Source organism: Bacillus sp. SDLI1 (assembly GCF_001553895.1).
Classification (GTDB): Bacteria; Bacillota; Bacilli; order Bacillales; family Bacillaceae; genus Bacillus; species Bacillus siamensis.
The window spans coordinates 2,315,429-2,342,113 of record NZ_CP013950.1 but is presented as its reverse complement, the minus strand read 5'-3'; the positions used below and the strand labels follow the sequence as shown (position 1 = coordinate 2,342,113).

General features: G+C 42.9%; 26 protein-coding genes. 3 read left to right on the top strand and 23 right to left on the bottom strand.

What is annotated here, in order from left to right:
• Window positions 1-3: 3 nt before the first annotated feature.
• The 3 genes from AUL54_RS11260 to AUL54_RS11250 form a co-directional block, all read right to left on the bottom strand.
• The gene (locus AUL54_RS11260) at window positions 4-624 is read right to left on the bottom strand and encodes an NTP transferase domain-containing protein (protein WP_060963856.1); all 621 of its coding nucleotides are present in this window, start codon (window positions 622-624) and stop codon (window positions 4-6) included.
• Window positions 621-1,637, bottom strand: a complete 1,017-nt coding sequence (locus tag AUL54_RS11255; RefSeq protein ID WP_060963855.1) for an XdhC family protein — start codon at window positions 1,635-1,637, stop codon at window positions 621-623. The genes AUL54_RS11260 and AUL54_RS11255 overlap by 4 nt, the downstream gene beginning before the upstream one ends.
• A 61-nt stretch (window positions 1,638-1,698) precedes the next feature.
• Complete coding sequence (locus AUL54_RS11250) at window positions 1,699-2,712, bottom strand: FUSC family protein (protein WP_060965091.1); 1,014 nt, start codon at window positions 2,710-2,712, stop codon at window positions 1,699-1,701.
• A gap of 343 nt (window positions 2,713-3,055) precedes the next feature.
• Between AUL54_RS11250 and AUL54_RS11245 the strand changes: the two genes are divergently transcribed.
• Both AUL54_RS11245 and AUL54_RS21195 read left to right on the top strand, forming a co-directional pair.
• Window positions 3,056-3,610: a hypothetical protein gene (locus tag AUL54_RS11245; RefSeq protein ID WP_060963854.1), complete on the top strand. Its 555-nt coding sequence runs from the start codon at window positions 3,056-3,058 to the stop codon at window positions 3,608-3,610.
• A gap of 57 nt (window positions 3,611-3,667) precedes the next feature.
• A complete protein-coding gene (locus AUL54_RS21195) occupies window positions 3,668-3,829 on the top strand; it encodes a hypothetical protein (protein ID WP_101605347.1) in 162 nt (53 codons plus the stop codon).
• 430 nt (window positions 3,830-4,259) lie between these two features.
• Here AUL54_RS21195 and AUL54_RS11240 read toward each other — a convergent pair whose 3' ends face one another.
• From AUL54_RS11240 to AUL54_RS11165, 17 genes are all read right to left on the bottom strand, one after another.
• Window positions 4,260-7,352: a DEAD/DEAH box helicase gene (locus AUL54_RS11240; RefSeq protein WP_201025249.1), complete on the bottom strand. Its 3,093-nt coding sequence runs from the start codon at window positions 7,350-7,352 to the stop codon at window positions 4,260-4,262.
• Window positions 7,353-7,694: 342 nt separating this feature from the next.
• Window positions 7,695-8,498, bottom strand: a complete 804-nt coding sequence (locus AUL54_RS11230; RefSeq protein WP_145930755.1) for a hypothetical protein — start codon at window positions 8,496-8,498, stop codon at window positions 7,695-7,697.
• Complete coding sequence (locus AUL54_RS11225) at window positions 8,446-9,423, bottom strand: hypothetical protein (RefSeq protein ID WP_060963852.1); 978 nt, start codon at window positions 9,421-9,423, stop codon at window positions 8,446-8,448. Before AUL54_RS11225 ends, AUL54_RS11230 begins: the two co-directional genes overlap by 53 nt.
• 204 nt (window positions 9,424-9,627) lie before the next feature.
• Entirely contained in the window at window positions 9,628-10,800 is a 1,173-nt protein-coding gene (locus AUL54_RS11220; RefSeq protein WP_201025248.1) for a protein kinase family protein, read from the bottom strand.
• A gap of 124 nt (window positions 10,801-10,924) precedes the next feature.
• Entirely contained in the window at window positions 10,925-11,404 is a 480-nt protein-coding gene (gene rlmH, locus AUL54_RS11215) for a 23S rRNA (pseudouridine(1915)-N(3))-methyltransferase RlmH (protein ID WP_013354196.1), read from the bottom strand.
• Between the two features lie 80 nt (window positions 11,405-11,484).
• Window positions 11,485-11,655 carry a CxxH/CxxC protein gene (locus AUL54_RS20720; RefSeq protein ID WP_004393147.1) on the bottom strand — a complete coding sequence of 57 codons (171 nt, stop codon included), beginning with the start codon at window positions 11,653-11,655 and terminating at the stop codon, window positions 11,485-11,487.
• Between the two features lie 153 nt (window positions 11,656-11,808).
• The gene (locus AUL54_RS21500) at window positions 11,809-11,979 is read right to left on the bottom strand and encodes a hypothetical protein (protein WP_004393146.1); all 171 of its coding nucleotides are present in this window, start codon (window positions 11,977-11,979) and stop codon (window positions 11,809-11,811) included.
• 319 nt (window positions 11,980-12,298) lie between these two features.
• The gene (locus AUL54_RS11205; RefSeq protein ID WP_060963851.1) at window positions 12,299-13,462 is read right to left on the bottom strand and encodes a hypothetical protein; all 1,164 of its coding nucleotides are present in this window, start codon (window positions 13,460-13,462) and stop codon (window positions 12,299-12,301) included.
• Window positions 13,463-13,472: 10 nt separating this feature from the next.
• On the bottom strand, window positions 13,473-14,222 hold the full coding sequence (locus AUL54_RS11200; RefSeq protein WP_060963850.1) for a YiiX/YebB-like N1pC/P60 family cysteine hydrolase: 750 nt from the start codon (window positions 14,220-14,222) through the stop codon (window positions 13,473-13,475).
• A 551-nt stretch (window positions 14,223-14,773) separates the two neighbouring features.
• Window positions 14,774-15,247 (bottom strand): GNAT family N-acetyltransferase, encoded by a 474-nt coding sequence (locus AUL54_RS11195; RefSeq protein WP_060963849.1) that lies wholly within the window; start codon window positions 15,245-15,247, stop codon window positions 14,774-14,776.
• 46 nt (window positions 15,248-15,293) lie between these two features.
• The gene (locus AUL54_RS21810) at window positions 15,294-15,428 is read right to left on the bottom strand and encodes a hypothetical protein (RefSeq protein ID WP_007407881.1); all 135 of its coding nucleotides are present in this window, start codon (window positions 15,426-15,428) and stop codon (window positions 15,294-15,296) included.
• Window positions 15,415-16,530 carry a response regulator aspartate phosphatase gene (locus AUL54_RS11190; protein WP_060963848.1) on the bottom strand — a complete coding sequence of 372 codons (1,116 nt, stop codon included), beginning with the start codon at window positions 16,528-16,530 and terminating at the stop codon, window positions 15,415-15,417. The genes AUL54_RS21810 and AUL54_RS11190 overlap by 14 nt, the downstream gene beginning before the upstream one ends.
• A gap of 130 nt (window positions 16,531-16,660) precedes the next feature.
• Window positions 16,661-17,551, bottom strand: a complete 891-nt coding sequence (rocF, locus tag AUL54_RS11185; protein ID WP_016937381.1) for an arginase — start codon at window positions 17,549-17,551, stop codon at window positions 16,661-16,663.
• Window positions 17,552-17,624: 73 nt separating this feature from the next.
• The gene (locus AUL54_RS11180) at window positions 17,625-19,025 is read right to left on the bottom strand and encodes an amino acid permease (protein WP_060963847.1); all 1,401 of its coding nucleotides are present in this window, start codon (window positions 19,023-19,025) and stop codon (window positions 17,625-17,627) included.
• 222 nt (window positions 19,026-19,247) lie between these two features.
• Window positions 19,248-20,453 carry an ornithine--oxo-acid transaminase gene (locus AUL54_RS11175; protein WP_060963846.1) on the bottom strand — a complete coding sequence of 402 codons (1,206 nt, stop codon included), beginning with the start codon at window positions 20,451-20,453 and terminating at the stop codon, window positions 19,248-19,250.
• 229 nt (window positions 20,454-20,682) lie between these two features.
• Window positions 20,683-21,318, bottom strand: coding sequence for an SdpI family protein (locus tag AUL54_RS11170; RefSeq protein ID WP_060963845.1), 636 nt, complete (start codon window positions 21,316-21,318; stop codon window positions 20,683-20,685).
• Window positions 21,315-21,602: an autorepressor SdpR family transcription factor gene (locus AUL54_RS11165; RefSeq protein ID WP_047477365.1), complete on the bottom strand. Its 288-nt coding sequence runs from the start codon at window positions 21,600-21,602 to the stop codon at window positions 21,315-21,317. Before AUL54_RS11165 ends, AUL54_RS11170 begins: the two co-directional genes overlap by 4 nt.
• A gap of 175 nt (window positions 21,603-21,777) precedes the next feature.
• Here AUL54_RS11165 and AUL54_RS11160 point away from each other — a divergent pair, with 175 nt between their 5' ends.
• Window positions 21,778-23,193 (top strand): sigma-54 interaction domain-containing protein, encoded by a 1,416-nt coding sequence (locus AUL54_RS11160; RefSeq protein ID WP_060963844.1) that lies wholly within the window; start codon window positions 21,778-21,780, stop codon window positions 23,191-23,193.
• Window positions 23,194-23,353: 160 nt separating this feature from the next.
• Here AUL54_RS11160 and AUL54_RS11155 read toward each other — a convergent pair whose 3' ends face one another.
• From AUL54_RS11155 to AUL54_RS11145, 3 genes are all read right to left on the bottom strand, one after another.
• Complete coding sequence (locus AUL54_RS11155) at window positions 23,354-24,778, bottom strand: sensor histidine kinase (RefSeq protein ID WP_060963843.1); 1,425 nt, start codon at window positions 24,776-24,778, stop codon at window positions 23,354-23,356.
• On the bottom strand, window positions 24,775-24,957 hold the full coding sequence (locus AUL54_RS11150) for a hypothetical protein (protein WP_060963842.1): 183 nt from the start codon (window positions 24,955-24,957) through the stop codon (window positions 24,775-24,777). The genes AUL54_RS11155 and AUL54_RS11150 overlap by 4 nt, the downstream gene beginning before the upstream one ends.
• Before the next feature lie 454 nt (window positions 24,958-25,411).
• Window positions 25,412-26,608 (bottom strand): S1C family serine protease, encoded by a 1,197-nt coding sequence (locus AUL54_RS11145; RefSeq protein WP_060963841.1) that lies wholly within the window; start codon window positions 26,606-26,608, stop codon window positions 25,412-25,414.
• Window positions 26,609-26,685: the final 77 nt, after the last annotated feature.

The window sequence follows — 26,685 nt, the reverse complement described above, 5'->3', positions numbered from 1 at the left end:
CATTCACTCCCCGAATTTATTCAGCAGGAAAGTATAATCTTCAACCGTGTCTACGTCATAAAAAAGCAAAGGGTCTTGAAAGCTGATCATTTTTCCCGTCTTGAACATACTTTCACGGATCACGTGCCGGGCGCCCTGATCTCCCTTTAACTGATGCAATACTGGAAAACATTGATTTGAGAATAAAATGGGGGGCATAGGAAGATGCTGATTTTCAGCGGCGATAAATGAATAGCGGCGCTCCTTTTGATAGGAATCAATTAACGTATTGATGATATCTGCGGTGACAAACGGCTGATCTGCAAGGAGAATGATAACGGCGTCAGCCTCGTACGCTGCCGCTTTTTGTAAACCGCATTGTATAGAATGGCCTTGGCCCTTACCCGCTTGCTCACATTCCGCCTGGCTCCACTTATTTGAGATGGGATCTAAAAAGAAAAAATCCGAAAGCCAATGCAGTGAATCTCCCTTTCTCGTTACAACGAAGATATGATCTAATTCAGATAACAGGGCATGTTTAAGGGCCATACTTCCGAGGGAGACGCCATTGAGAAATAAACTGCGCTTATCCGTCCCCATGCGTCTGCTTGTACCGGCTGCCAGGTAAATACCTGCTGTTTTCATAAGCGAGACCTTTGTTTTCGCATTTCTTTAATCATCTCGCCAACAATGCTTACAGCAATCTCCTCAGGCCCTTGTGCCCCGATGGAAAGCCCAATGGGGGAATGAATATCCTCTGGAATATCCGCTCCGCCTAATAGCCGCTCGGTGCGCCTTCTGGGGCCTAATACACCTTTATAAAACACATTCTTGTTTTTTAATGTATGTAAAATGATCTGATCTTTTTGAAAGCTGTGCGTCATAATGACAACAAAATCCCTTTTTGTCATGCTCAGGCCTTCCATGACTTCTTCCGGTGCTCCCGTTATCAATTGGCCGGCTTCAGGAAAATGACCGTGATGACATAAAGCGGGACGCCAGTCTATCACCGTCACATGAAAGCCCGCACGAGCTGCCAACGAAACGAGCGGCCTTGCATCTTCTCCTGCTCCGAAGACGTATAGACAAGGTTTTGGAACCATCTGATGGATAAAAAATAAATCAGATGTATGTTCATCCCTTTTGATTCCCTTTTCCGTCTGTCTCAGTTTTTGAATACAGCCTTGTTCCATAACATCCCCGGTTCCAAACACTCTGCCGTCTTCAGCTATATACAGATCTTCCTTCGGCTCTAACGTTTCAGTGAATCGTTTCACTCGGGTCACAGACTTTTTTTCATCTAAGCATGTCTTGACTGTCATCAGATTTCGTTCCAATTCCCCTTTTACAGGCTCAAGCAACACCGTCAAAACACCATTACAGCCAACGCCCCGCCCCCAGGATAAATCGTCCTCCGCGCTCATATCAAAGCGGACAATCACCGGCTCTCCCGCAGCCCAGACCTGCTCTGCCCTTTCAGCAAGATCTTCTTCCAGACAGCCGGCGGATAACATTCCGACTCTTGTTTTGTCTCCTAAAATTAACATGGAGGCCCCTTCCTTCTTATAAGCGGACCCCTCTGTTTTAATGATGGTAGCCAGTACCTTAGCTTTTGCAGAAGCCCCGATGACATCCAAAATCCGGTGTATATCATCCATTTGATTTCCCCCGCTTTTACCTGATCATCTGTATATCCATATTCTTTTTTTCCGGAGAACATTACAAACTCTTCAGCAATTTCTTCGTTTCTAAAAAAAAAGAGTCTTTATAGACCTGACTCGGCTGCGGGTGCGACTGCATATCGGAACGGAGAGATTCCAATAACACGTTCTGTTCCTTCTGTTTCCAATTGTCTGTTTCACCCAGCTGTATTCCTTTAAAACCCGCAAAAAATTCATTTAACACTTGTAAATCATTGCCCAGCTCCCTTTTGTCACTCGAAGATAAGTCTCCTTCTTTTTCCCATTCTTTTAACGTTTTCACGACATTGGATATATACTCATATCCAGCATTCATCTTTTGCATCTCTGTTTGATATCTTGCAAGAGTGATTTTATGTTTTTTTCTGATGGGGTTGAATTTCAAGCTCTCAGAGGCTGTTTGCAGCATCTCTTTTGCCGTATGCAGCTCCTGCAGAAGGTTATTCACTTTATCTTCCATGATGTTCCCTTTTCCTTGTCCCCATTCTGATTGCACCCATTTGGAAAGGTCTGAAAGTGTGTCAGAAAGCTGATGAGCCAATGTTTGAAAAGAGTCCGCTGCCCTTTTTGTATAGTCCGGCGGAAAAAGAAACATATGAACCAGAATCGCGATGACGACGCCGATCACCGTATCGATGATCCGATCCATTGCATAATCTTTAGAGTGTCGTTCAAACGTAAATACCAATAAAATGGTGAGAGCTACCTGATGCAGAACCGTTTCATCTATTCGTAACCACTTTGCAACGTACGTCCCGCCTAATAGTAACAGCCCCAGCATCCAGCCATTCATTTGTAAGTAACTGACAAGATAAGAGGTTAACATGATTCCGATGACCGTTCCCGCAATCCGATGAAAAGAAAATCGAACCGACTGATCTATGGTCGATTGCAAACATAAGATAACGGATAGAGGCGCTAAGTACGGGTGTTTAGAACCCGCCAGCTTTGCCGCTTCCCAAGAAACCGCAGAGGCAATCGCCATCTTCCAAACCAAGGATGATTTGTTTTGATTTTTTTTACTTTTCTTCATCATACGCCCCCTCCTTTCAGAAACCTTTTCCACTAGGTTTCCGTGACGGAAAGGGATTTATACTGCCGTAGGAAAAATGCGAAAAGAAGCTGTTGTTCAAAGGGGATTCTTGAATGACAGCTTCTTTTTGGGGTTGGGGAAAGAGTAGTAAAAGCTAGGTTCTACTCCTTGATAACTTCGCATCAGATATGAACTCTACTCTCCTATGACTTTCGAAGGGAAACATACAAACCTTGTTGGTTAATGTGATGAAATTGGGTGAATTTTTTATCATTTTATATAGTAAGGGTTTAAGAAGCAGAATGCCTTTGTTAGTATGGCAACCAAAGGAGGAGGATCAATTATGCAAAGCAAAATGAAGCTAACCGCAGTGAAACTGGCAGCCTTGGTATTCCTAGCAGGTGCCTTTGCCCTCTCGGTTTTACCCCATGCTGCGGCTGCCGCAGAATCCCAAGCTACATACAAAGTTGAAAACCTCAACGACAGTGAGCTGAAGATGACGTTCAATCATGCAGATGTTCATATTGACGCTAAAGGCAATGCAACCCTAAAAGACAACATAACGGGCGAGGAGCAGGCTCTTCCGAAAAGCTCTGCTGACAAAAATGGTGACCCCGTTACACTGAAATACGAAAAAATCAAAAATGGCGTTTTAGTTAAAGTCATGAACAAAGACTCTGGAAAAACGAGCAGTGCAATCAGCACCCAATCAGTCGGGAAATGTATTTTAGGTACTGGCGGCGGTGCGGTAACTGGCGGCGGCACACTGGGTCTCGCAGGAGCTGCTGTAGGAACAGTCACAATACCCGGCATCGGAACAGTAGGAGCGGGAGCCGTCGGAGCAATTACCGGCGCTGTTGGCGGTGCAATGACAGGAGCTGCCGCATCTTGCTTTTAACCATGAAGAAAAGGGGCCCGCGCCCCTTTCTTTTACTAACTATGGAAGGTGGTCGACATGTACAAAATCATCATTCCTTCAATACTAGCCATCTTCATTCTCTGGGTACTCTTACAGATTTCTCTGGAGATAAGCATCGTTAAGAATCCATTGAATTACTTTATTGTATTCATTGTCTTCTTTCTCTTTATTAAGATGGTGAAAGAGAAGCAACAGTAGGTTGCTTCTCTTACCATGTGTAGAAAATAAAATCATATCATAATGAATCCTATAAGCAGAAACCAGGCTATTATTCTCTATCGTACCTTGAGAGCAGGTGAAGGAAGCTTAGGTTTGAGAACATTATGTTTGAGCGGAAGTTTAGTTTAAGCGAGAAAATAATCCTATTTAATCTTAAAATGAATCTTAAACAGCAATACAGTAATGATCGGACTCACGATTATTAAAAATGTATGTTTACCTTTATGATTTAAAGCGGTTCAACAATAGAGTTTATTCTATTCTTAGTTAGTATTAAAAATGATATTTCCATTTCATTTTAATTTGGCAGATGACTACAATACGTTTCTCCGAACTTTTCTATATCACTATAAAAAGGGTATTTTAAGGACTTTAGGCCAGTTACATTTCACTAGAATACTACCGCTGATTACCTGTTATAGTCTTCAATAATCGAAATTGTTTTATTTGCCACTTCACTTCCAAGTGAGGCATACAATTTCTTATCGCCAATAACATAAAATTCTTCTTTAGCTCGTGTAGCTGCAACATTCATCATATTTGGATCAGAAACAGCCCATCTTGCTGCCCCACTGCTATTAGTGTCCGCTCCAAGAACAAAATAGACAATTTTTGCTTCTTTTCCTTGAAAAGTATGGACAGTTCCGATGTTTGTTTTTTTCCCATTTTCGCGTTTCGTAAAGTTAATTTTATCTAAAACTTGTGCAAGTTTATAAGCCACATTTCTAAATGGAGATATAACATAGATTTCTTCAGCTAAGTCTGGATTTTCCTGCAAACGATTATCAATCAGACTTTTCAGTAAGTCAGCTTGTTCTTTAACAAATTTGTCATTTGCTTTTCCGGTTGAATCATACCATTGTGATTTTCCTTGTGACTCATCTTCTGATTTACCTTGTACCATCAACCCGTCATACGAGATTTCATTTGAAATCGTAAACATCGGATAATTTGAACGTCTATGCACCCAAAGTGGTATGCCAATCCATTCATCCTCATTTTTTTGAAAACCATACTGACTTGCAGCATCCACAATCGTTTGAGTAGAAGCATCAGCAGAGATAAATTTTTCATCAACATTATAATATCTTCCAATCAATGTCAGGACATTTGAATCTAACGTCAATACTGGTTTTATTTGTGATGGATCCCCAACCACCATAACCTTTTTACTTCTAAAAATTGCGCCAACACTTGCCTGCGGTAGTGCTTGACCTGCCTCATCTATGAATAGGTTACCTATTGAGTTTTCATTAAGGTTTTTAAACATCCTGCCAAAGCTGGCAAAAGTAGTACTGACAACAGGGATAGCGAAATTCAACCATTGCCATGATTCTGAAATTAACTGATGTCCATTCTCTTTTCCAATGTATTCGGACTGTTTACTCCAAATAATTCTTGCCGTTCTCAAATTCTTTCTGTTTTCATACAGAAATTGCTTTCTAACCTTTAAGGCTGAAATAAATAATTCTGATTGTAAAATACGAAAGCGCTTGGTAAACCATGGATTAGACTTTTGAAGTTCATCATATGATAGTGAGAAATCTAGTTCTTCTATTCCACTTTGAAATTTGTGTTTTTCCAATAACGCAATTTCTTGTTCCAATTTCTTAAAATTATTTTGTTGAGTAGTGATCCATTGTTCGAGATCAGCTTTTGTGTCCTGAATTTGTTGCCGAGTATTTTCGATTTTAACAGCATTTACCTTTAGTGCATTTTCGAATTTCATGCGCTCATTTAGCAATTTAGTCTTTTGTTGAGAAAGATGATTTAAATGGGCATTCGTATTATTGAGATTTTTGAAATACTGCTCAACTTTTGATTTATTAAATATTTTCTGGAACCATAAAAAACTTGGCTTTTGTGAAGTAACTACATCATAATTCCGTTGAGCTTGAGCTTGTAAATCATTCAAATTTTTGATTTCAATGGAACAATCCGATAACTTTTTTTGGAGATTTACGCTTTCTTGTCTCAGCCTTTCAAGTTCACGCTGCGCTTCTTCCTCTTGTGAAATCAAATTTGCTCGTTTCTCTGTTACTTCTTGTTCAAAAGCAATGGTTTGCTCCTTATGCTTGGTTTTAAATTTTTGAAGAGAATACATTTTCTCGCTATATTCTTGAATTTTTTCTCTTTCAGTTTTTATTTCATCATAGAGACGCAAGAATTCTTGATATACACTTACATCTGTACTCGCTTCATAATTTTCTTCTAAATCTTTTTCAATTACTTCAATGGTTAAAAGTAACTTGTTAATATTTGTTGACGCTCCGCCTTCCAACGAAAATGTACCCCAATTATCCTCATTTAAAAGCTCACTTTTTATCTTGCGATTCTTTCCGAAACCTTCACCGGTTAATTTAGAATTAGAAACATCTTTAAAATAATTCGTTTCCTCTAGTTGCTTTTGAAAATCGTCAGCAATCTTTTCTTTCTTTGGTAGCTCCTTAACAATGTTTTGGACTGCCCCATTGTTTGAACTTGCTACAATAATATTCTTATCTGAAATGGAATCCGGTAAAACACCAAGTTTGGCACTCTGCCAATAAACTAGACTACCTTGAATATTTTTATCAGACAGCTGTAAAATTTCCGCTGCCTGTTGCACTACTAAATCAGCGAAAATATCTTTTAACAGTGTTGTTTTCCCTGTTCCTGGCGGTCCATTGACACTACGAATATCATTTTCATCATTTAAAGCAAGATTTACCGCAACCTGTTGCATAAATGAAAGCGCAAAATCAGGATTACTTGGGAAACGTCCCAACGGATAAAATTTAGGTTGCAAAATCATCTCGAAAACATGTGAATTAAAATGAGTTGATTCTTTTTTACCATCTAAATTTTTTCTATATCCAGAAAAGCCATTAAAATATCTATCCAAATTTTTATTAGTGATTGTCTTTGCCTTGTTCAGATCGCCAATAAAAAACGAATGTAGATTCACATCTCCATTATCCAAATTTTTCACAAATGCATAGCGGAAATTTTCTGCAGTAACATTATAATTTTGTAAGAGTTCAGAAAACGCGGTATTAAAATCCTCATCAAATTTTCTGTTCAAGTCTTCTCTAAATGAGTTTTCAACTTTTAAAATATCTTTCGGTAAATCGCCATGTCGGCGGATATAACCGCTCATCGTATAGAACAATTTGTCTGCTATAAAGTTTAACTGGTTATCAAAATATACAGAGAAGGTGAATTTGTCAGAGTTACTAACTTCTTCGCAGGTCTTAGCGATCTTATATTTCTCCCTCAATATGTCAACAATCTCTTGAAAATTGAAAATATCAAAATATAATACTAAGCCCGACTTCTTGAAGAACTTATCTGATACATTTTGCTGTTCTTTTTGTTTAGTTAAAAAGTCTAAAAAAAACTTACTCCAGTCCTTCTCCACTGTATGTAAAGGCTTTAGAGCTTTATCTTTTTTATTAATAGAACCTTCTGATAGTTGTTCTATCGTAATCCAAGCATTTAAAATGTCTTTCCTTCCGTTCATACTATCCCCCATCATCATCCATATATAGAAAACTTGAATTATAAGTTGCATTTGTGTATTTCATTTTAAAAATGAAGAGTTTTTCATGGACAAAATTAGATTTACTAGAAGCCTTTCAACAAATGATAATGTTTGGATTTAATGAGACTGATATGGTTCTCAACATTTTACATTTTATACGATAAAGAAAATGCTTCTTAGCTTAATTTGAGCTCGCCTTAAAATTTATTTTTCTTTAATCAACTGTAAAACCCCACTCACTTATGATAAGGCTCATCGTAACGGATCTAAATAGGATTTTAAAGCAATAACAAAAGGAGAGCCTAAAACTCTCCCCCTTGATTATTTTGGTACAGGTTCAAAGCAATTCGGACACAATCCCTTTATAATATAACTCTTTTGTTTTGGACTAAACTTTGTGTGACATTGAGGATTAGGACATTCAATTGCCCCTTCTAAAATAAGATTATATTTTTCCAGTTGCTCTTCTTCCAGTACAATATGCCTAACAGCCCGCTTATCTACCGTTGGAGGAACCTCTTGGTTGCAGTACTGATCCTCATCCTCAAACATAGACTCATCGAGTTCTCTACCTATATTTGTCTCTCTAAGATCTACATAAGCCCCATAATCTATTGCATATATGTCGTACCTTTCACCGACATTACTTTTCTTTGCTGCATAACCAATATGCCAACGGTGAAGGAGTCGAGCAGTCATTAATTCCTGCAAAGCTATACTATTAGATAGTCTCTGAGTTACAAGAAATGCTTTAACCTTCCTGTGTTTAATTACTTCATTTACAAGAGATTCCATTATTTCTTGATGTTCTTGTGGGACATCCATTAGTTTATCGCGATGATAGAAATCCTTTGCGGCATCTACTACAGCTGGCACACCTATTGAACTCCAAGATGGGTGTTCTTGTACTTTTCTATAGGAACTTAAAAACATATGTAGAAAGTCACGAGGAATTCCCTCACTTGCCTTAATTAATTCCTCAAAAGCCCTTTTTTCTGAAAAAATGTCATTGACAAATCTTGTTGAATTAACACTTGGATCAATTAAAATTTTATGTGCTTTTTCTAAATGATTAAATAATAACTTTGTAAAAAAAATGGATAACAGAAAATTTGTTTTTATCAAAAACTAAAATATCATCTAAGTCTACCCCAACAAATATGTCCCCGTTCAACTCAAAACCAATCCTAGAGGAAGCTGAATTAAAACTAAAGTTTGATTGATACCTTATACAAGCTATCTTTAAACAGAATTTTGGCGAAGACATAAATGACCTTTTAAGCCATTCTGCTAAATATGGTTGTAAGTCCAATGAAATAAAGGACCACTCATCTAATAAAAGAATGGTTTTTTCTAAAGATAAGAGTTTATTTATCTCTTCCAATGTGGAAATGATCTTACTAAAAGATATACGAAGTTCACCTTTAACCTTAGAACCCTGGGTAATATTTTCTTTTACTTGACCAGTTTGTTCATTGGTTAATCCCAGCCCTAAAGATGGAGACTTTCCCAATGAAAGTGTAACATTACCAGAATTCGTATCAGTATTGATTATTTCATTTAATCTTGTATCAGAATACTCCACCAACTCTGAGATGTGCCAATCTCCTTTAGAGTAATCAATTAAAGTAGAAACCAACTCAACCACTTCATCAGGAGTACCTTCTGCACTATAATTATCAGATTTAATTAGCTCTTCAAGATATTTCAAGTATTGATCTCCAAGAAGAGAGATAATTTTCTGGAAACTTTTGAGAGCAGCTGTACTTGCTACTTCTGGATTACCATGAAATGATACAGGAGCATCTTGAGTTTTTCTTAAATCAATAAATACAGCTAAAGTATTTTCTTTAGCATCTGATTGAAAAGCTTGTAATAAGTGGGTTTTCCCAGTACCTCTTCTTCCATAGACAATTTGATTATCGGTCCCCTTAATTTTAGATAGCTGACCAGTATCAATATATACATTGCTACTTTGATCTCGAAATTCAGCCCGTAAAGCAATTCCCTCTACAGCTGTAACAAATAAAGGATTTTCAATAATACTCACTATTCAGTCCTCCCTTGCTTAAGGTAATCCACTTGTCCAGTTTGTGTAAAACTAAGCAGGTAACACGATTTTAAAATTGACATAATTAGTCTCTTTATTCTAATTCTACACATACTACTATTGTCCCTCTAAATCACTTAATTAGTTAACTAAATCTACACTACCAGGGTTAAATAACCCTTTTCATAAAATCTTTAATATAAATTAAATAATTTCTTTAAATAGATTCTTTAATTCATTTACAGTCTTTGGGCGTAAAGCAAAATCATGATTAAGCCCGGCATCTATAAATTGATTCAAACTTTCGTTGCTTGTTCTCTTTATAGTAGTCTTTCCAGTCATAACAAAATACACTACATAGGTAAGAGCATAAATCTCATGATGTATAGCATAATTTTTAAATCCTACATGTTTTAATGCGGGATCATTGAATCTTCCTTTAAAATCTGTGTCTAGTGCCGTTAACTGACTATCTTCTAATTTGACTAAACCAAAATCTGAAACCTTTACCACGAGTGCATCTTCGTAATCATTTAAAAGAATGTTATTAGGGCTGATGTCACGATGAAGAAGACTTTTACTATGAATATATTCAAATGCTTTGAAGATTTGATAGACTATTTTTTTTCTTACACCAGCTGAAAGTGTAGTGTTTTTTGTAAGAATAAATTTATGTAGATTCCAATTCATATACTCCATTACATACTGATTCTTATCGTCATCATAGGTGAAAACTTCGGCGATGTAAGGAGAACTTAATGATTTTAGTGTCTCATATTCAAGTTTAAATCTCTCTATTTCTTTACTGTTCAAATCCTTCTTTGCTTTTTTGACTATAAAATGTTTATTGTAAAACGGATCTTTGTACTTAAAAATATTAGCGTACGAACCCTCATCAAAACTTTTCATCACTATCTGACTATTAATTGTAGGAGATTTAATTTGGATATTATGAGCCAAGGAATAGATCGGTATTTTATAATATATATCAATTTTTTCCATATTTGAAGGTATGGTACTTCCTCCACTATAGCTCAAAAATTCTCCACATTGATGAAACAAATTTCTATAATAATCATTAATTTGGATGGGAATTTTGGTTTCTTTTAACTTGTAGTAAAGTCTTTCAGATATTTCAATGCATTTAAGCAATGTACGACTTGGATCAGCCCAAAAATGAGCTGTTCCATTTGTTGTAGGTAATCTGGTGTTCATTGTCTTGAATGATTCAGAAATGTTTGAGTGAAGCTTCGTGAGGAGTTCTCTTAATTCTTCATGTTCAATATTATTATAAATATCAGAATATTTAGGATGCAATTCCAAATAATCTATTTCATCTAATACAGTTATTATGAGATTATCTACCTCGACTGACAACTATTTCACCTCTTAGGATATTAGTTTGCTACCTGTAGGGGATGATAATTATATGGAAGACATTAGTGATAGCCCAACACTTTTTTATTGCCAAGTGCTATCACTAGTCTACCAAAACCCCCACTCACTTATGATAAGGCTCCCCACGGTTAATCCGAAACGCCCGGTAAATCTGCTCCACTAAAATCAGCCGCATGAGCTGATGAGGAAATGTCATTTTCGAAAATGACAGTTTGTCGTCTGCGCGCTTCATGACGGCGTCGCTTAGGCCGAGTGAGCCGCCGATGACGAAGGTGATTTTGCTTTTTCCATAAGTCGCCAGCTTATCTATTGTATCGGCCAGTTCTTCGGATGTTTTCATTTTTCCTTCGATGGCGAGGGCGATGACGTGGGTGTCCGGGCTGATTTTGGCCAGGATGCGTTCGCCTTCTTTGTCTTTGACGATTTTCATGTCTTGGTCGCTCAGGTTTTCCGGAGCTTTTTCGTCCGGGAGTTCGATGATGTCGATTTTTGCGTAGGCTGAGAGTCGTTTTTTGTATTCTTCAATGCCTTGCTTGAGGTATTTTTCTTTTAGCTTTCCAATGGTCACAATATTGATATTCACAGGTCATCCCCACTTTAGAAACAAGTTATTCATATATATTGTCCACAATTGTGGATATCTTTTCTGTATTTTGTGTAGGATCATTCGTTCCCTACTAGATATGTTGCAGTGTCCCCACATAATTCACAGGCTGTGGATAAACTGTTAGTATGTTCGATTTTTCTGATTTCGGGCGGAAGCTCATGATCATCTATGTACATGTCCAGCACGGTTTCGATATGTTCTTCACAAGAATAATAAGCGGTTTTCATTGTTACATCCTCCGGTTTTCTTTTGCGCGCGGCAATTGTTCTCTTCTCAATATAACCTATTTATACACATGTTAGTAGTGCTTCGGGCTGAGTTTTATCCACAATTCGGCAAATGACGCGCAAAAAGAGCCGGCGTTTGCAGCATCCGGCTCTTTACGTGTTTTCTCTTTTTTCTAAGCGAAGGACGAACAGAATTCCTAATAGACACGCCAGCAGCGTACAGCATACGTCAATCCAGTCCGGCTTTCCGCCGTTTAAAAAAGAGTTGGTTATCACCGAAACCAGGAGGATGGTGACGGTTACCGCGGCAAGCTTTTTCTTCATCGGCTCCCTCCTTCACCTGACTGTCTTCTGCTTTTACGGTGCAAATTCCTCTATTTCTATGTTCGATCGGTTTTTTTCTTGTTATATAGCCTGATTATGAGGGTCACAACGATATATACAATCATAATCAATGTTCCGTTGCTCACATCAGGGTATGCAATCAACATATTCATTATTACAAAAACAATTGTTATACAAATGACGGACAACAATAAGAAAATACTGAATGATTTCAGATAAACACCATCTTTCCTGCAGTAACGTTTCATTATAAAAAGCTTACCAAAAGCGGCAAGCTCTTCCGAAATATTTATACTCTTCAAAACCCACCCATCACCTGCACATCATACAGCTTGAGATGGCTTTTCGGCGTGATGATGTCTTTCAAGCTGGGGATGGTTCGGTCGTTCAGTTTTTTGCCCGTTTTCAGGTCGAAGGATTCAATTTTGGCGGGCTTTTTGTAGCTGTACGTGAACAGATACAGCTTTCCGTTTTGATGCGACAGGTCTTTGAAGTCGGCTTTCATTCGTGATGCGGGGAGGGTGAAGGCCTTTTTGCTTTTTCCGGTCTCAGGGTTGATGCGGTAGACGGTTCCGAAGCCGTCAACGAAATAGAAGCTGCGCTTTTCCATGAAAAAGCTTTTTTTGAAGCTGAACGGCATGGAGTCATAGATAGTCTGTTCGTCATTTTTATAAGCGGCGATGTCATATGTTTTGATAGTGCCGCTCTTTCTCATAACTTTCACCATTTGATAGATGTGGTCTGCTTTTTCCCCTCTGGTGACAAAGCAGACGGCGCCGTCGTCCGCGGCGAGCTGGGATTCGACTGACGTGCCTTCTTTATGCATCCATGTCGCAATTGATTTTGTATAGAGCTTTTCTTTATCGGTCTGAATATCTTGTATGTGATAGCCTTTTTCGTCATCTGTCGGCGTGAGCGCGAAAAGATGATCTTTAAAAAAGCCTGAGGCGCGGATATAGTGCGGGATGACGTCTTGCTTCCACCTGCCGTCAATCTGGCGGTACAGCTCTGAGCGGTAGCTGCCGCCGCTCTTGTCGTAGCCCGAATTGTACAGCGTGTAAAAGCCTTTCGTCCGTTCGATATACCCCGCGCTGTCTCCCGTATGCTGATACGTTCTTTTATATGTGTGAAGACCATTTTGAACGGTGTAGATTCCTTTTTTGTCCTCCAGCAGCACGCTGCCGTCATGCACTTTGGCCGATCCGAGCTCAAGCCCCTTCATTTGATAAGAAGAGAGCCGCCCCTTTTTATCGGCGAAGAGGGCATAGCTTTTTCCGCCGCCGAACGTGTCTTGGTCAGCCGCAGTGGAGAAATACAGCAGCGCTTCTTTATCTTTCAGAAAATCAGGATCATTTAATGTTTCCCTATCAACCTCCGCAGGCTCTTCCGTGCGGAAATAGAAGAAGCATAAGACCGCTGCGGCAAGGATGAGCACTAAGGGTATCCAGATGATTTTTTTCACGTTGTTCCCCCTAGCGAATGGTCAGAATCGTGGTCGTGTAAGACGAACTTGTGATGTCACGCGGATATACGCCTAAGCCGCCGTTAGAGTCGATATCAATCCCGGCTTTTAAAAGAAATGCCGACCACAGCAGTTTTGAGCAGTTTTTGGCGCCTTCATGGCCCGTATTTCTGTTATTGACGAAGTTGAAGGAGTACTCATCACCCACTCTTGATACAGCCCAGTCAGCGGCGGCTTGTTTTTGGGCATCAGTGACTTTCACGGTCTGGACGATTGAATTGTCTTCGACTTCTCTTCCGTTATAAGCAATCTGGCGGACGCCGTCTCCCGGCACGGATTCGACAATTTTATCAGCGGATGAATACATGCCGACATGCCCGTGGTTGTAATAAGCCGTGTATGAGTTCGTGTAATAAATATTGCCTTTTGTGCTTTTCGGAAGTTTTTTTGTGCCTGATGATCCGCCCATTGCAGAGAGCCCGTCTTTGGAAGCGATTACATTTCCTTGCACCTTATCTGCCGTGATTTCTTGATGAAACTGCTTGAGGATCGCTTCTGTTGAAACGTGTTTCTGCTGGGCAAGCTCTTTGGCGGATCGGAGAACGTCTTGCGGGGTCGTGCCCTGCTGAAGCTCTGCGATTTCTTTTGCGTAGCGGGCTGCTTCTGTTTCTTTCGCTTTGACATTCGTACCGGAGAACGATAGAACCATGGTGAACGACAGGGCAAACGGGATGACGGCTTTGAACAGCTTTTTACACATATTACTTCGCCTCTTTTCTCAAAGTATAATTTTTCCACATTTGCATTATATGACGGAATTGCGATAAAAAAATAGCCAATTTACAGATTTTTAAAAATTTTATAACAATAGTAAAATATATGCATAATCGTCCTAACAAATACATAACAATCGAGTCGTTGCGGTTTCCTCATTGGGGTTAGGGTGCATGGGCATGCAGGAAGGGCTACAGCAGCCAGAGTGAGTCATGCCGTTCATCTCGGGGTGATCTATGTGGATTGAATTGAATGAAGAGCTTGTCGGAAAAGCACCTTTATGATCTGCAGAGGTTGATCCGCGGGTGCCGATTGAAGAGACCGTCGGCGCCATGAAGGAGGACGGCTGATCAGAGGCGTCTCCCTGCCGTGAGCTCGGCAGAGGTTTTCTGCCTAAAGGCGGATCAGCTTGATGCCGATGAGTACAGAAGAGAACGCCGCGATTTCATTTAGCTATCAATACGGAGCCCGTCCAAAAACTTACCGCCATTGCCCGGGAAATGAATAACAAAAGAGGCCCATCGTGCGGGCCTCTTTTCAAGAAAGCTCTTTACTCATGATCACATCGGTCTCCAGGAATCCCGTCTTCTCATACAGCTTCCGCGCCGTTTCGTTATGAGCGAACACATGGAGAGAAATCTTGCGGACACCCAGATCTTTGGCTTTGTCCTCCAGCCTTGCGAGTGCCTCTTTTGCATAGCCTTTGCCGCGGAAAGGCTGATGAAGGCCGAAATCATAAATAAATGCGTCGTGCTGCGGGTGGTCCGGATCGGCGTGCAGCCACAGCCAGCCGGCATTTTCCTTACCGTCCAATGTCAGCGTCCATAAATAGTGATCGGCCGTTTCCAGGCCGTCAGGAAGCAGGTCATCAAACGCCAGCTCCGCTAATTCCGGCGCTTCATCAGGCAGCCACGTTCCCGCTTTTACCTTTTCTTCAGCGTAATGCTTTGTTGAATGAGCGAGATAGGACTGAAATTCTTGTCCTGTCATCGGCTGCAGCGTGATAGCCATTGAATCACTCCTTACAAAACACAGACTGAAAGCGGTTCATGAAATATTATCCGAAGGCTCCGTTTTCCGCCGGTTTTATGATTTGTTCGGCTTGTGCCGTTGAACCAGTTTGCGCAAATAATCCAATCGAAATGAGACTTGCCAAAGCTGCTGAGAGTACAATGAATTTACATGTTTTCATTACGAATCCCCTCCGTCAATCTCAAAATTTGGTCATTGGCATCAATTGATTCCTGAAAATACTTCGCCGCCAGTTTGTAATTCTCCTGTTTTTTAAAATGCGCAGCAGCCTGATACGATAAATCAGAAACGTCACTCCACAGCTCTTTCCTTCTTAACTCGGCGAAGGCTGATTCAAGCGCTTCTTCACTGTGGTCAATAAATACATGCTGTAAAATGCGCAGCTTTTGGGTATATACGGGCTCGTTTTTGTCTTCTGCGGCATTCAGCGCTTTATGCAGCCAAAACCGTCCCTCATCCGTCTGTTCCTGCTTCAATAATACTCTGGCCAGCATGTACAGACTCCGCACCGAATACGCTGATCGCAAATGCTCCTTTTGATCGAGAGCCATTTCAAATTCGACTCGCGCCTCTTCCAATTTCTCCTGTCTTTCATAGCAAATGCCTGCGTTAAAGTGGGCGAGCGCTTCAATGTGCGGATCGCCCGCTTTGGCGGCTTGATGGACTGCCGTCTGCAGGAGCGCTTCAGCTTTCTGGTAGTGAAACAGGTCCATTCTGTTACAGCCGATCACCATTAAACACTGTGCTTCTCTGACCGCGTACATTTCGTTCGCTTTGTAGATCTCTAACGCTTTTTCCGCATGGTTCATCGCAAAGTAGTTTTGGCGGATTTCATAATAGGCTATCGCCACTTGATAATTAAACTCGGCTCTTTCAATCTCATTCGGTATGTGCCGGAGCCTGCTTTCAGCAATCCTGTAAAAATTAATGGCGTTCATGAACCGTTTTTGGTAAAACTCGTGCATTCCGGAAAAAAAGTAATAATAGTATTGAATCATCTGGTCTGTTTTTTCTTTATCGGCGGTCAGCTGGATCGTTTTTAAAATGCCGTCTGTTTTCTCATACTCTTCCATCAAAAGCTTATAGCGGGAATCAATTAAATTAAAATAAAGGAGCACCGTTTGATTTTGTGTCATATTTTGCAGATCTGTAAGCAGTTGTTCTCTTAACGCCTCAGCCGATTCGGTGTTGTGCTTTTTGATTTCTTCATACCAGTCACTGATTTTTTTCGCAACAGTTTCGTGGGCCATCACCTCAGCCATCTGTCAGGACACCTCCCTTTCCCATTTTGTGTAATAAATATATCATATTTACAGGGTCAAAAAGAGGGTGACAGCCTGCTAGTTTCCTCGTGGCAACAAAAAAACCTCCGCAGGTGCGGAGGCGCATATTTTATAATAGTTTTTTTCCCAACAAAGATTCCACCAGCTCAACCGCTGTTTTGCCGGTTTTGTTTTTGTGATCGAGGATCGGGTTGACTTCGACAAATTCAGCTGAGGTGATAATGTCGGCATCATGCAGCATTTCCATTGCCAAATGGCTTTCACGGTAGCTGATGCCGCCGACGACAGGCGTCCCTACGCCGGGCGCGTCGCTCGGATCGAGGCCGTCGAGATCAAGGCTGAGGTGAACGCCGTCACAGTCTGACAGGTAGTCAATGGTTTCTTCAATGACCTTCGTCATGCCGAGGCGGTCAATCTCATGCATCGTATAAACCTTCATGCCTGTTTCCTTAATGTATTCACGCTCGCCTTCGTCAAGCGATCTCGCGCCGATGATGACGACGTTTTCCGGCTTGATTTTCGGAGCATAGCCGCCCAGATTCACCAATGTGTCGTGCCCGACGCCGAGGCTGACGGCCAGCGGCATTCCGTGAATATTGCCTGACGGCGATGTTTCCAGCGTATTTAGATCGCCGTGCGCATCGTACCAGATGACGCCGAGCTGTTTATAATGCTTGGCCGTTCCTGTCAGCGTTCCGATCGCGATGCTGTGATCGCCGCCTAAGACGAGAGGGAACCGCTCATTCTCGATGACGCTGTCCACCTTATGGGCGAGCTGCTCGTTCCCTGAAAGCACAGAGTTCAGATTTTTCAGCTCTTCATCATTTTTGAGTTTTTCACGATTGACGGGGATGTCGCCTAAGTCTTCCACCGCATACCCCATGTCAGATAACCGTTCAATGAGATGCGCGTAGCGGATGGCGCTCGGGCCCATGTCCACTCCGCGTCGTGCTTGTCCTAAATCCATCGGCATTCCAATAACTGAGATATTCTTGTTCATCCGTTTTTCCACCTCAACATGTTGTATGTTGTCCTGTGCGGGTTTCTCAAAGATGACTTGGACACGAAAAGATTTAAAGCTCTATCTGTTTTTCTGACTGTTTATGCTTTTTTACATACAGATGATAGACGATAACGCACACCACCATGAACGGGATGCCGCAATAAAGGGCGAGCCGCTGTTCTGAATCAAATGCGAGACTGATCAGAACGACCGTATTTAACGTCAGCCCGATAATAGGCAGCACCGGATACAGCGGTGTTTTAAACTTAAGGTCTTTCACTTTGCCGCCTTCGCGGACGTATTTCCGTCTGAACATCAGCTGCGACAGAGAAATCGTAATCCAGCCGACCTGCGCGCTTAGTCCGGCTAATGATAAGAGAAACATATAAACGGTTTCCGGCGCTGCCACTTTAGACAGCAGCGACAGACAGGCGACGGCCAGCGTCACGATCAGCGCGTTCATCGGCACGCCGCGTTTATTTGTTTTACCGAGCGCTTTAAAAGCTTGTCCTTCGTTCGCCATGGCATATAGGATACGCGTCGATGCAAACAGGCCTGAGTTGGCCACTGACAGCAGCGCAATTAAGATAACAAAGTTCATGATATCGGCGGCATATGGGATTCCGATTTGTTCAAACACCACGACAAACGGGCTTTTGATCACTCCCGCCTGCTTCCACGGAATCATGCCGGCAATGACGATGATGGAAAGAACGAAGAAGACAAGCGTTCTCCATACCGTCTGTCGGATAGAGCGCGGGATCGTTTTCTCGGGGTTTTCACTTTCTCCCGCGGCAACCCCGATCAGCTCCGTTCCCTGGAACGCGAAGTTTACGGTAATCATCGTAACAAGCATCGCCTTCATGCCGTTCGGAAACAATCCATCCTCATAAAAATGAGAGAAGAAAGGTGCCTGCTCGCCGTGTTTCAGATCGATCAGCCCGAACATGGCGGCGCCGCCCAAAACAATAAACAGCAGAATGACTAAAATTTTAATGCCGGAAAACCAAAATTCCGACTCAGCGAACGCTTTTGTGGTAATGGCGTTCAATAGGAACATCAGCCCGACAAACACGAGGCACCACACCCATACGGGAACATGCGGAAACCAGCGGAGCATCAATTGTCCCGCAGATAAAAACTCAATGGCGCATGTCACCGCCCAGCCGAGCCAGTACAGCCAGCCGAATGCGAAACCGAAAGCGGGGCTGATGAATTTGGTGGCGTACGTCTGAAACGACCCTGATACAGGAAGGGCAACCGCAAGCTCGCCTAAGCAGAGCATTGTCAAAAACATAATAAAACCGCCGACCAGATAAGACAGAACCGCGCCCAGCGGTCCCGCCTGGTTGATTGTAAATCCGGTACTCAGGAAAAACCCGGTGCCGATCACTCCGCCCAATGAAATCATAAACAAATGGCGCGATTTCATTGTGCGCTGAAGCTGATTCTCTTTTTGATTTGTATTCACTATTCTGCACCCCTTCAGCAACTTGTATTGGAACCAAGCCGGTGCTTTGAAACCGATTTGCTGTCCAAAGAGCTCTATTTGTATATGAAAGTTATATAAAATTCATTTTCGTACATAAAGATACATTATACTAAAATACTGTCGCCGCGCAAATAGAGTGTGCTGAATTTTTTATTTGTTAATTCCATACAAGCTGAGGGAAAGCGTCGCCATATCAAGTTTTTACGCGTTTTGAAGCACGTTTGTGATCTTTTGGATCGCCCAGTCCAAGTCTTCCTTGGAAATCATTAACGGCGGTGCAAAACGGATCACGGTATCATGTGTTTCTTTGCATAAAAGCCCTTCGCCTTTCAGCTTTTCACAGTACGGGCGGGCCGCTTCAGTCAGTTCCACGCCGATAAACAGGCCGCGTCCGCGCACGTCTTTTATGATAGGGTTATCGATTTTCTCAAGCTCTTCTTTAAAATACCGGCCAAGCTGAAGGGAACGCTCTGCCAGTCCTTCTTCCTCAAGGACTTCAAGAGATGCGAGCGATACCGCGCAAGCGAGCGGGTTTCCGCCGAATGTCGAGCCGTGGGAACCCGGATTAAACACGCCGAGAATATCACGGTTCGCCGCGATGCACGAAATCGGGAAGACACCGCCTCCGAGCGCTTTACCCAAGATAAACATATCCGGTACGATATTTTCCCAGTCAACCGCGAATGTTTTCCCTGTCCGGCCGAGTCCTGTTTGAATTTCATCAGCGATCAAGAGCACATTTTCTTCCTTACAAATAGCGGCCGCTTCTTGTAAAAATCCTTCCGGCGGAATAACGATGCCCGCTTCTCCCTGAATCGGTTCGAATAAGAAAGCGGCTGTGTTCGGCGTAATCGCCCGGCGCAGCGCTTCCGCGTCTCCGTATGGAATTAATTTTATACCCGGAAGCATAGGTCCGAAACCGCGTTTATACTCATCTTCTGAAGAAAGGGATACCGCAAGCATCGTTCTGCCGTGGAAGTTGCCGATACACGCAATGATTTCCGCCTGATTATCTTCTACTTCTTTGACCTCATAGGCCCAGCGTCTCGCCGCTTTGACAGCGGATTCAACAGCTTCCGCCCCCGTATTCATCGGCAGAATCATATCTTTTCCCGTCAGCTTGGCTGTTTTCTCATAAAACGGGCCGAGCTGATCGTTATGGAACGCGCGTGACGTCAAAGTGATTTTATCCGCCTGATCCTTCAGCGCCTGAATGATCTTCGGATGTCTGTGTCCCTGATTCACGGCAGAATAAGCACTGAGCATATCCATATATTGATTGCCTTCAGGGTCTTTTACCCAAACACCCTGCGCTTCAGAAATAACGATCGGAAGAGGATGGTAGTTGTTCGCACCGTAATGTGAAGTTTGGCTGATAATCTCTTGAGATTTTGTGAAAGCTGACATAATCTGATTCCCCCTTGTTTTGTATATCATTCAACATAAGATATTGCTTTCCCTTTTTATAAAGCAAGTTCCGTGCCAATCCGAAAAAACGGGATATTTCGCCAGCATTCTTTCTCTTCCTGCAAAATTTTCCGGCAGTTTGCGTGCAAACTTCAGCCAAGCGCAAAATTTTTTTGCATTCCCGCTGACAAAATAGGAGCAATCCAATTAGATTGCTCCCATTCAGCAGTTATTTATTCAATTGTCTTTGATAGACAATGTAAGAATATAGTAAAGATAATATGATACAGCCGATTGCGGCAATGAAAATGACTGACACTCTATACACTGGCGGCAAAAAAGCTGCAAGCATCATGATAATGCCCGCTAAGACAAAAATTTTCGAACTAACCCTGTGTGTATCCTTCCAAACTCTTTCACTGCTCAGCGTCCAAGGCGTTCTTATCCCCAAAAAGTAATTAGGCTTAACGATCTGAATAAAGTTTCCAAACACAATGAAAATGACCCCCACTATAAAGTTTCCTAAATAAGATATAGGGAGATCATATCCCAGGCCGGTCAAGATGGTCATCAGATTAATGACAAACAGAACCGCAAACATTGTATTAAATATAGCCATATATGGCCGAATAAATGTGTTGTAGTTATTTTTAGGATCAATCTTAGGGATGATAACCATTAAAATATATAGAATAATCATTATGCCAATAAGCATCATCATCGCATTAGCTTTCGTTTGGTAACCATTTGCACTTCCGTTTAATCCCCAGTGTGTCGCCAAAATGTCCGGTAAAGATGAATATGTGCAAACCCATGTTAAAACAGTTAAAACAATGATTCCTGCCGAAAAGAGATATTTTTTCATGATTCCCCGCCTTTCTTATTATCATGTTCTGAATCAGCCAAAGAAAAGAACCAGCCTATAAGATCCTGTAATACAGTGGTATTTAATGAATACATAATAAATTGGCCTTTCCTCTCATCGTGAACCAGATCAGTATTTTTCAATATGTTAAGGTGATGAGAAATACTGGGTTTTGACATTTCGAAGTGTTCCGCAATTTCTCCAGCTGTCATATCTTGTTTTTTTAATAAATCCAAAATTCTTCTCCTTGTAGGATCGGCTAGTGCTTTAAATGCTTTATTCAAGAACTTTCCCCCTCTCATACATGCATGATTTAGATATTTAAGTATATATCTAAATATCAATCATTTCCCTAAAAAAGTCAATGGTTTTATTACCTTAATTACCATTTATTTTTAAAATATCAGCCAAGCGCAACATTTTTTTGCGTTTCCTGATCGATTTATTTTAAAATAATGAATGTTAAGACGATTGGGAGGGGGAATTGACCTGCACACAACCAGCGAATTTTTCACACTCGTGTTACAAAGCATTCTGGAAGAGATTGATGTCGGGCTGCATGTGGTGGACGATAAGGGCAGCACCGTCATTTACAATAAGAAAATGATGCAGATTGAAGATATGGATGAACGGGACGTCCTGCATAAAAACCTGACTGATGTATTTATGTTTTCCAATCAGCAGGACAGCACACTCGTTCAGGCCCTTCAGGAAGGCAAAACGATTAAAAATGTAAAGCAAAGCTATTTCAATAATAAAGGCCAGGAAATCACGACGATCAACCACACCTTCCCGATTGTGCAAAACGGCGAGATCAAAGGCGCCGTGGAGATCGCCAAAGACGTCACCAAGCTCGAACGGCTGATCAGGGAGAATATGCACAGAAAAGAACAAAACAGCTACACGTTTGACAGCATTCTCGGCAACAGCCCGGTTATCCGGGAAGTCATCGAAAACGCGAAACGGGCAACCCGCACGTCATCGTCCGTGCTTTTGGCCGGTGAGACGGGAACCGGCAAGGAACTGTTCGCCCAAAGCATTCACAACGGCAGCCAGCGCTCAGGCGCCCCGTTTATATCACAAAACTGCGCCGCCCTGCCGGACAGTCTCGTCGAAAGCATTTTATTCGGCACGAAAAAAGGCGCCTTTACCGGAGCCATCGACCAGCCGGGCTTATTTGAGCAGGCGCAGGGAGGCACCCTTCTCCTTGATGAGATCAATTCTCTCAATCTCAGCCTGCAGGCAAAGCTGCTCCGCGCCCTTCAGGAAAAGAAAATCAGGCGCATCGGATCAGCGCAGGACAAACCGATTGACGTCCGCATCATCGCCACGATGAATGAAGACCCGATCACCGCCATTTCAGAAGAGCGGCTGCGCAAAGATTTATACTACCGATTAAGCGTTGTCACGCTGATCATTCCGCCGCTTAGGGAGCGCAAAGAGGACATTCTGCCTCTGGCCGAAGTCTTTATCCAGAAAAACAATCACCTGTTCCAAATGCATGTCGATTCGATCAGTGACGATGTGCAGCGATTCTTCCTGGAATATGACTGGCCGGGCAACATCCGCGAGCTTGAACATATGATTGAAGGCGCCATGAACTTTATGACGGATGAAACGACGATTACGGCGGCCCACCTTCCTTATCAGTACCGCATGAAAATCAAACCGGCTGACACGGACGCCAAAGCCGCCGCAAGCACCCAGCCCGGCACCGATTTAAAAGATAAAATGGAGAACTTCGAAAAATATATGATCGAAAAGATCCTGAGAAAACACGGCAATAACATATCCAAAACGGCAAACGAGCTCGGAATCAGCAGACAAAGCCTGCAATACCGCCTGAAAAAATTCGGTCTGGACCGGATGAAATGAATCTAACTGAAAAAAGGCTGAGATGCTCCTCAGCCTTTCGTCAGGTTATGTCTGATTGGCGAGCCGCTCCCCGGTAAACCAAAAGTTCTCGCTCACTGCCAATGCCGGGTGAATTTTACTAATTTTCTTGTATGAGCGGCATCTTTTTGAATCAGCAGGCTTACCCCGGCAGCCGGATTACGAACACGGAGCCTTTTCCCTGCTCGCTTTTCACTTCAATTGTTCCGTTATGGCTGTCGATAATGGTTTTTGTAATGGCAAGACCCAGCCCGGTGCCGCCGTATTTACGGGATCGGGAGGTTTCTGCCCTGTAAAACCGGTCAAACAAATGAGGCACATGCTCCGGGGCGACGCCCGTCCCGTTGTCCGCCATCATGAGCATGATTCCGCCGTCTTTCTGCAGGGAGACGGTGATGACGCCCGTTTCTTCATCCGTATGCTGCACCGCATTGTAAAAAAGATTGAGAATGACCTGGTTCATTTTGTCTTTGTCAAAAACGGCTTCAATCTTTTGATCGACAAAAAACTCGAGCTTCCGTTTTCCCGCCAGCAGCCTCAGCTGAGCCTCCATTTCCAAAATGACGTCTCCCAGCGCGCCTTTTTTCATTTCAAAGCTCGGGTCCCGGTCCATCTTCGCGAGAAACAGAAGGTCCTCTATCAGCTTATTCGCTCTGGCGGATTCCGCGTACAGACTTTGAAGCGCTTTTTCTTTCTGCTCCGGCTTCTCCGCCGCTCCGCGCATTAAAATTTCAATAAAGCCGTGAATGGAGGTAAGCGGTGCTCTCAGCTCATGTGACGTGTCTGATACAAACTGCAGGATGCGCTCCTTCGCTTCTTTTTCCGCCTGAAACGCGGTTTCAATCCGTCCCAGCATCTGATTGATGGATATGCCCAGCGACTCCATTTCTGCATGCCTTTTATCAATCGGCAGCCGTTTATCGAGACTGGCGGCATTGATGTCATCCAGCATACGCCCAATGCGCGATAATGGCTTGAGTGTGAGCCGGATCATCGGTAAGAAAACAAACAGTCCGATGACCAGAGCCGCAAAAGAAAGCACCGCAAAAATGCCGATCTGGCGGAAAAGCGAATCATTCAGAGGCTGTGTCAGCGTGCTCATTTGCACAACTCCCGCCTGTCTTCCGTCAACGGAAATCGCCTGAAACACGGCGATGATTTCCTTACCCGCTTTATTGTGAGCCACCTGATAGTGAAGCGCCATGGGGTCTGTCAGCGCATCCCGATACACGTTTTTCGGAAAAGATGGGGCGGCTCCCGCTTGCGGGTCTTCTGATAAAACAGACATCTTGTATGATGGATTGATAAAAGCAGCCGTCATCCCGGGGTAAATCAAATTCGGGTGGGCCGGTGTTTCGGAACGGGCAAGGGTTTTGATTGACCTCCATACACTTTGATTCATTGAATGGATATAGCTCTGGATGCTGATCGCCTGATTTTCATACATCGTCCGTGCCATAAACATGTACTGAGTGCCGCCGATGAAGCATAACAGCAGGGCCAAAATCGCCAGTGACCTGAACAGGAGCTGGAATCGCAGGGTTCTGTACAGCTTTCTCCGCTTCATCTCAGGTCCGCCCTGCATCCGGCGCCCCGCACCTTGTGCTCTTTGTCCCTCAGCTTTTCGCGTAAAGAGCGAATATATGCTCCGAGAACCGTTCCGTGGTGAAGCCCCATCGTTATCAAATCAATGAGTGCAGACCCGCCGTCTGCACTCAGCAGCCGGATGCCTTTGAACTTATTCATGATGCAGTCTCTCCTTAGATGTATCAGCCTGTGTTTATTTTTTTCGCTTCCTCTTCTATTATTCGCTTTTATCTGAAACAAAACGGAATCTAAGCTGAATTGGTTAAAGTCAATACCGAAAACGGTGCAGTCTGCACATCACAATAATTTCACCTGCCGCTTCAATTTTGCAGCATCAGTCTGTTTCTGCCTATTTTCAACTGAGCGTGTTGCGCCCCGCCTTCAGTGAAAAACGGCATAAAAAAAGCGCCCTGAAAAAGGACGTTTGATATGACATGTTTCATTTTCTTATATTCTGCATTCTAAACTAATTCTTCCTTCGCATTCACCCTCGATTTCGTTCAATACGATGACCACATCAGCCGTTTTCATGTGTTTCACCTCCCTGTTTCATAATAGTATAATATTAACAAATAAATCAATAAAAAACAGCCCGGATGTCCGGGCTGTTTTTTTATTTCTTTAATCGATCCGCTTCTGTCAGTTTGACTTCCGCTGTTTTTTTCTTTCCTGAACGGTAGAACGTGATGTTCACACGGTCGCCGATCTTTTTTCGATACAGACGTTCACGAAGGTCCACAATGTCATTGACCTTATGACCGTCGAAATCGGTGATCACGTCAAGCTTTTTCAGCCCTGCTTTGCCGGCCGGTGAAAACGCGTCGACACCCATAATGACCGCCCCGGTTTTAACACCTTTCGGAAGTTTCAGCGTCTGGCTCCAATGGTAGCTCGCAATATCCGTTAAAGATTTCATCTCGATACCGAGGAAAGGCCGTCTGACTTCTCCGTATTTTTCTAAATCCTGAATAACGGGAATGACAAGCTTTGAAGGGATGGACAGGCCGATCCCTTCAACGGCGGATTCGGCAATCTTCATTGAGTTGATGCCGACCACCTTACCCGATATATCCATCAAAGCGCCGCCGCTGTTGCCGGGATTAATCGCGGCGTCGGTCTGCAGCACTTCCGCATTCCAGTCCGGCTGTCCGTCGCCGTTTGAGTCAACGGGCACCGCCCTTTCCTTGCCAGAAATGATTCCCTGTGTCACTGAGCCCGCAAATTCAAGCCCGAGCGGATTTCCGATCGCCACGACCGGTTCTCCGACTTTGACTTGATCGGAATTGCCGAACTGGGCGGCCGATTTGATTTTATCAGACTTCACCTTCAGCACGGCCAGATCCATCAGACGGTCGCTCCCGATCAGTTCGGCAGGCACGCGCGAGTCATCTTTCAGACTGATCTCAATCTCAGTCGCACCTTCAATGACATGGTGATTGGTTACGATATAAGAAGTGTTTCCGTTCTTTTTGTAAATGACACCGGACCCGCTTCCCGCTTCGCCGCCCTCTCCCCAAATATCGGTCTTTTGGATATTGAGAACGCCGACTACCGAATCCGATACACGGCTGACCATATTCGTGACAGCATCATTGACATTTACGTTGACTGTTTTCACTTGTTCGCTGCCGATACGCTGATTGGCGCCTTTGCTGCTTTCACCATGGTCTCCGCCTGTCCAGTACGGCAGCAGTAAAGCCATGAGCGCGGCCCCGACGATGACGCCGATCAGACTAGAAAGGAAGTATCCTCTCTTGCTGCGGCGGGGCTGTTCGGGGGCGTACTGTTCATCATCGCGATTATAATCCACCCTATCTCAAATCCTTTCAAGAGAACTCAATTTGCTTATAGTGTGGGTTATATCGCGGATTAATAATCATGATTCAT